Raw genomic sequence first — 6,696 nt, 5'->3', positions numbered from 1 at the left:
TATTTATTGTCTAGCATAATATTTTTTAAATGTCCGGTGTATGCCGGACCTGACAAAACGATCGCCCACCTATCAATATTAGTAGGTAAATAAATTGGTTTTTTGTGAGGTCTGTACTAAAGCGTGTTTTAAAACCTTAAGGTGGTAGCTTTTCCTTGCGGGCGTGCTTTGCTCCCAGAAGACAATAACGCCCGGGATCAATGCTTATGTGCGAAGGTATCATCGCTATATAAAAGCCTGGATTACCGCTGTTATTTATATTGGTTTGCTTTCTGATTCGCTGAATTATAGATCGGTGGGTTTATTAGCGACTGTCAAAAATTTTCGTTTTCCACAACGTTTATTGCCCGGTAAAAGTCCTGCTATTACACCACAGAATATTACGGTGGTGCACCGTCCGCGCGCAGGAAAACTTCGCAATACCTCGCAGAGTCCGTTACCCGCGCTGCGATTTTGATTTACCATAAGTAATACTCCTTTCAGCCAGACATACGGATATTCCAGCACATGCGTTATAAAGCCGCCTTACTCTCACTTCTTGTTTTGTTATCCGCCTGCAGCAGCAAGCCGAAAAACGAGCCGCAGACTCAGCAAACGACAGGTACGCCCTCCGGCGGTTTTCTGCTGCAGCCGCAGCATAATGTTTTTATGCAGACAGGTGACTTTGCCTATAACGCCGAGGCCGAAAAATTTATCGATAAAATGGTGAGCGAGCACGGCTTTGACCGCCAGCAGCTGCATGAAGTGCTGTCGCAGGCTAAAAAACTCAATTATGTGCTGCGCCTGATGGATCAGCAGGCGCCGACCACCGCCCCACCTCCGGGGCCTAACGGTGCATGGTTACGCTATCGCGGTAAATTCATCACGCCGGATAATGTGCAAAACGGCGTGGCGTTCTGGAACCAGTATGACGACGCGCTCAAGCGTGCTTTTCAGGTCTACGGCGTGCCGCCAGAAATTATCGTAGGCATTATCGGTGTGGAAACCCGCTGGGGCCGCGTAATGGGTAAAACAAGGATCCTTGACGCGCTGGCTACGCTCTCCTTCGCCTATCCGCGCCGGGCTCAGTATTTCTCCGGAGAGCTGGAAACTTTCCTGTTAATGGCGCGCAACGAGGGCGACGACCCGCTGGCGCTGAAGGGCTCGTTCGCGGGCGCGATGGGATACGGTCAGTTTATGCCATCCTCCTTTAAGGAATACGCGGTTGATTTCAACGGCGACGGCCACATCAATCTGTGGGACCCGGAGGACGCCATTGGCAGCGTGGCGAATTACTTCAAAGGACATGGCTGGGTGAAAGAGGATCTGGTGGCGGTGCCGGCTGCCGGCCAGGTACCGGGACTGGCAAACGGCTTCAACACAAAATATTCCGTCTCTGCGCTGCAACAGTCTGGTTTAAGCCCGCAGGGCTCGTTGGGCAATCATCAGGAAGCCAGCCTACTGCGTCTGGATATGGGCGACCGTTACCAGTACTGGTACGGCTTACCAAACTTTTACGCCATCACCCGCTATAACCACAGCACCCATTATGCGATGGCAGTATGGCAACTGGGCCAGGCCGTGGCGCTGGCCCGCGTGCAGTAAACGAATAGCGGGCCGTTGGCCCGTTTTTTTGTACGTCACGCTTCGTTACAGACGAAGTGTAAATCAGCAATTTACAATGCGCTCAGCGTGCTTTATGTTATGTTATAACAAAGCAACCTGAGTGCCTGTTATGCCAGTCTCTTCCGATCGCACCTTATTTACCGCGTCAGCTCCGCTGCGCTTCGTTGTCGTTCTGCTTCTGCTGTCGCTTCTGTGGTTAATGATACTTTGGGCGATAGCGCTGCCATGATTACCCTTGAACACCTTGTTACCGGCTACCACGGCAAAGCGGTAACCCAGCCCCTGAACGGTACGTTTGCCGCAGGCAGTATGACGGCGATTATCGGGGCCAATGGCACCGGAAAGTCCACGCTCCTTAAAACGCTGCTGCGCTTGCAACCACCGGTATCCGGGCATATCTCTTTTGCGGGCGGTTGCGCGCCCCGCGCCGCCTGGCTGCCGCAGCTTGCCGAGATGGATCGCCAGTTTCCCGCGACAGTTTATGATGTGGTCTGCATGGGCAACTGGCCCGGGCGCGGCCTGTTTTCTGGGTTTAACCGCCAGCATCGCCAGCGCGTTTGTGAAGCCATCGAGCGCGTCGGGCTGGGTGAACTTCATCGACAGCCCATTGAAACGCTTTCCGGCGGGCAGTTTCAGCGCATGCTTTTTGCGCGCTTGCTTGTGCAGAATGCGCCGCTGGTTCTGCTGGATGAACCCTTCACCGGCGTTGATGCGCAAACCAGCAGCTTCCTGATGAAGCTGGTCTGTCAGATGCATGACGCCGGGAAAACGGTTATCGCAGTGTTGCATGACAACGCTTTAGTAAAGCGCCATTTTCCTCAGGTTTTGCTGCTCAGCCCGGAATCCTGTCGCTGGGGCAGGGCCGCAGAGATCCTGCCTCACTATCAATCTGCAAGCCTGAATATGGCGTTATCCGCATGATCTATCACTTCTTAATTGCGCCCTTTGTCGATTACGGCTTTATGCGCCGTGCGCTGGTGGCGTGCCTGGCTTTGTCGCTGAGTACCGCCCCGCTGGGCATTTTTCTTTTGCTGCGGCGCATGAGCCTGGTTGGGGATGCGTTATCGCACGCTATTTTGCCAGGCGTAGCGGTGGGCTATTTACTGGCAGGCATGTCGCTGCTGGCAATGGGTATTGGCGGGTTTGTAGCTGGAGTCGTAGTTGCGCTGGCTTCGGGCCTGGTGAGCGCCCGCACCAATCTTAAGGAAGATGCAAGTTTTGCCGGCTTCTATCTCGGATCGCTGGCGCTGGGGGTGACGCTAATTTCACTGCGTGGATCCAGCGTCGATCTGCTGCATTTGCTCTTTGGTTCCATCCTCGCCGTAGACGCTCAGGCTACGATCTTCGTGGGCATTATCGCCAGCGCCACGTTGATTCTGCTTGCCTTGCTATACCGCGGCCTGGTGATGGAAACCTTCGATCGCGCCTTCTTGCGCGTCAATAGCCGCCTGACGCCCCATCTTCTGCACGGCGTATTTCTTGCTCTGCTGGTGCTGAATCTGGTTGCAGGCTTTCAGATCCTCGGCACTTTGATGTCCGTGGGCTTAATGATGCTGCCTGCCGTATCCGCCCGCTGCTGGGCAAAAACTTTACCGGTCACGATGGCGATCGCCGTGTTATGCGGCCTGTTTTGCGCATGGCTCGGGCTGGCGTGGTCTTTTTATGCCGCTCTTCCTGCCGGCCCGGCCATTGTTCTGACCGCCAGCGGCGCGTTTTTTATCTCGATTCTTTTCGGTCCACGTAGTGAATTAACCCGGGGTTTATACCGGGCCAGGCTATTAATCAATAAGGGGATTAAATGAAACGTTCTGGAATAGCGCTGTCTTTGATGCTGACCATTTTCAGCCAGGCTGCACTGGCGAAGAATTTGAATGTGGTAACCAGTTTTACCGTGCTGGCGGATATGGCGAAGCAGGTGGGAGGCGAGCACGTGACCGTCACAAGCCTGGTCGGCCCGGATGGCGACCCACATAGCTTTGAACCTTCGCCGAAAGACAGCGTGGCTTTAAGCCATGCGGATGTCGTTATCGTCAGCGGGCTGGGCATGGAAGGGTGGATGGATCGGCTGGTGAGCGCCTCTGGCTACAAAGGCAAAGTGATAGTGGCCTCGCAGGGCGTAGATACGCGCAGCATGAATGAAGATGGCAAAACGATAACCGATCCTCATGCATGGAACAGCGCTGAAAACGGGGCGATCTATGCTGATAACATTATGAAGGCGCTAATAGCCGTCGACCCGGAAGACGCGCCCGCGATTCGTAAGACGGGAACAGAATATGCCACGCGCTTAAAGCTGCTTGATAGCTGGGCTAAAACCCGTTTTGCCGCCATTCCCAAAGCTCGCCGCCATGTGCTGACCAGCCATGACGCCTTTGGATATTTTGGCAAGGCCTATGGCGTAACCTTCCTGGCGCCGGTGGGGTTTTCTACGGAAGCAGAAGCCAGCGCCGCGGATGTCGCTGCTTTAATTAAGCAGCTTAAAGAGCAGCATATTAAAACCTATTTTATTGAGAACCAGACCGATCCGCGCCTTGTGCAGCAGATTGCTAAAGCCAGCGGCGCACAGCCGGGCGGGGAGCTTTATCCTGAAGCCTTATCGCCTGCTGGCGGACCGGCCAGCACTTATGAAATGGCTTTTAAGCATAATGTGGAAACTATCGCCGGCAGCATGAAATAATCCCTTCGGCCAGCGTATGCTGGCCTTTTTCATTTCTGGAATCCATCCCGAGGTTTGCGATGTAAGCCCCTGAAAGCGCGGTAAAGTGCTATCGTAATATTTTGTGAGGGGTTTACAATCGGAGCAAGCCATGACAGACAACACGTTGCGTCAGTTAAGTCATCAGGTGGGTGAGGCGCTTGGACGTCTGGAGGCCACTGTCACCACGGCAGAATCCTGTACGGGCGGGTGGATAGCCAAAGTCATTACCGATATTTCGGGCAGTTCCGCCTGGTTTGAACGCGGTTTTGTTACCTACAGTAATGATGCCAAACATCAGATGATCGGCGTCGGGAACGACACGCTGGAAACGTATGGCGCGGTGAGCGAAGCGGTAGTGCGGGAAATGGCGCAAGGCGCGCTCTGTGCGGCGGGTGCAGACTATGCTATTTCGGTTAGCGGCATAGCTGGGCCCAATGGCGGCAGCGAGGAAAAACCCGTCGGCACCGTGTGGTTCGGCTTTGCTTCAAAGCAGGATGGCACCGTTGCCCATCATCAGCTTTTTGCAGGCGACCGCGAGACAATCAGGCGCAAATCTACTGAATATGCTCTGCAAACCCTGTGGGATGAATTTCTAAAAAATAAGCTTGATACTGTATGACTATACAGTATAATTGGCTCAACAAATCGTATTAAGAACGCAGCGTGACGCATTCGTGATTCACCTGCATGACAGGAGTAAAAATGGCTATCGACGAAAACAAACAGAAGGCGTTAGCGGCAGCGCTGGGCCAGATTGAAAAACAATTCGGCAAAGGCTCCATCATGCGTCTGGGTGAAGACCGTACCATGGATGTCGAAACGATCTCCACCGGTTCACTGTCACTGGATATCGCTCTGGGGGCCGGTGGTCTGCCAATGGGCCGTATCGTTGAAATCTATGGACCAGAATCGTCAGGTAAAACGACCTTAACCCTGCAGGTTATCGGTGCTGCACAACGTGAAGGTAAAACCTGTGCGTTTATCGACGCTGAACACGCGCTGGACCCGGTTTATGCCAAGAAGCTTGGCGTTGATATCGACAACCTGCTGTGTTCACAGCCGGATACCGGCGAACAGGCCCTGGAAATCTGTGACGCGCTGGCGCGCTCCGGCGCAGTAGACGTTATTATCGTTGACTCCGTTGCGGCGCTGACGCCGAAAGCGGAAATCGAAGGCGAAATCGGCGACTCTCATATGGGCCTTGCGGCACGTATGATGAGCCAGGCGATGCGTAAGCTGGCCGGTAACCTGAAGCAGTCCAACACGCTGCTTATCTTCATCAACCAGATCCGTATGAAGATCGGGGTGATGTTCGGTAACCCGGAAACCACCACCGGTGGTAACGCGCTGAAGTTCTATGCGTCTGTCCGCCTTGATATTCGTCGTATCGGTGCGGTGAAAGATGGCGATAACGTCGTAGGTAGCGAAACCCGCGTTAAAGTGGTCAAAAACAAAATTGCTGCGCCGTTCAAGCAGGCTGAGTTCCAGATCATGTATGGCGAAGGCATCAACTTCTACGGTGAGCTGGTTGACCTGGGCGTGAAGCACAAGCTGATTGAAAAAGCGGGCGCATGGTATAGCTATAACGGCGAGAAAATTGGCCAGGGTAAAGCCAACGCCAGTAACTTCCTGAAAGAGAACAAGCCAATGTCCGTAGAAATCGAGAAGAAACTACGCGAAATGCTGCTCAATAATCAGGACGCTACGCCGGACTTTACCGTTGACGATCACGATAAAGATACCGCTGAATCCAACGAAGAGTTCTGATTTTCAACAGGGGTTGCCACGGCAGCCCCTGCTTATTTCTGCTTTAACCTATTTATCTTATTCTTCTTAACAGGTCATCTGTTATGTCCGAATCAAGCTCAGCTCCCCGCCGCAACGCCTATGCCCGTTTGCTGGACAAAGCCACCCGTATCCTCGCTATGCGCGACCACAGCGAACATGAACTCCGCCGCAAGCTAACCGCTGTACCCACTTTTCCTGGCAGCAACAGTCAAGATCGGCCTTCCTTTACCCCTGAAGATATTGAAAAGGTCATTGCCTGGTGTTATGAACATCGCTGGCTGGATGATGCCCAGTTCGCCGCTCGTTTTATCGCCAGCCGCAGCCGTAAAGGTTACGGACCGCAGCGTATTCGCCAGGAGCTGCAGCAAAAAGGTATCGACCGGGCCACGGGTGAAGCCGCCATGATGGATTGCGAAATAGACTGGCAGGCGATAGCGCGTGAAATGGCGGAAAGAAAGTTCGGTGAGCCGCTGCCGACGGAGTGGAAAGAGCGTGCCAGAGTGCAGCGTTTTCTTCTGTATCGTGGCTTCTTTATGGAAGATATCCAGGGCATCTACCGAAATTTTGCCGATTAGGCTCATACGGGATTTTACTTCCCCGGTAAG

Annotated in this window: 7 protein-coding genes; all 7 read left to right on the top strand. The window is 53.5% G+C overall.

The window, feature by feature from the left end:
- The first annotated feature begins 507 nt into the window (after positions 1-507).
- The 7 genes from mltB (at position 508) to recX (ending at position 6,666) form a co-directional block, all read left to right on the top strand.
- A complete protein-coding gene (gene mltB / locus WLO31_RS15945) occupies positions 508-1,584 on the top strand; it encodes a lytic murein transglycosylase B (RefSeq protein ID WP_435927609.1) in 1,077 nt (358 codons plus the stop codon).
- A gap of 246 nt (positions 1,585-1,830) precedes the next feature.
- Entirely contained in the window at positions 1,831-2,526 is a 696-nt protein-coding gene (locus WLO31_RS15940; protein WP_435927608.1) for a metal ABC transporter ATP-binding protein, read from the top strand.
- Positions 2,523-3,407 carry a metal ABC transporter permease gene (locus tag WLO31_RS15935; protein ID WP_435927606.1) on the top strand — a complete coding sequence of 295 codons (885 nt, stop codon included), beginning with the start codon at positions 2,523-2,525 and terminating at the stop codon, positions 3,405-3,407. Before WLO31_RS15940 ends, WLO31_RS15935 begins: the two co-directional genes overlap by 4 nt.
- Positions 3,404-4,282: a metal ABC transporter substrate-binding protein gene (locus tag WLO31_RS15930; RefSeq protein WP_435927605.1), complete on the top strand. Its 879-nt coding sequence runs from the start codon at positions 3,404-3,406 to the stop codon at positions 4,280-4,282. The genes WLO31_RS15935 and WLO31_RS15930 overlap by 4 nt, the downstream gene beginning before the upstream one ends.
- A 130-nt stretch (positions 4,283-4,412) precedes the next feature.
- Positions 4,413-4,922, top strand: a complete 510-nt coding sequence (pncC, locus tag WLO31_RS15925; protein WP_435927604.1) for a nicotinamide-nucleotide amidase — start codon at positions 4,413-4,415, stop codon at positions 4,920-4,922.
- A gap of 83 nt (positions 4,923-5,005) precedes the next feature.
- A complete protein-coding gene (gene recA / locus WLO31_RS15920) occupies positions 5,006-6,070 on the top strand; it encodes a recombinase RecA (protein WP_435927602.1) in 1,065 nt (354 codons plus the stop codon).
- Positions 6,071-6,153: 83 nt separating this feature from the next.
- On the top strand, positions 6,154-6,666 hold the full coding sequence (recX, locus tag WLO31_RS15915; RefSeq protein ID WP_435927601.1) for a recombination regulator RecX: 513 nt from the start codon (positions 6,154-6,156) through the stop codon (positions 6,664-6,666).
- Positions 6,667-6,696 lie beyond the last annotated feature (30 nt).

The organism is Dryocola sharpae (assembly GCF_051307055.1).
Taxonomy (GTDB): domain Bacteria; phylum Pseudomonadota; class Gammaproteobacteria; order Enterobacterales; family Enterobacteriaceae; genus Dryocola.
This window is presented reverse-complemented; position numbering and strand designations above follow the sequence as displayed.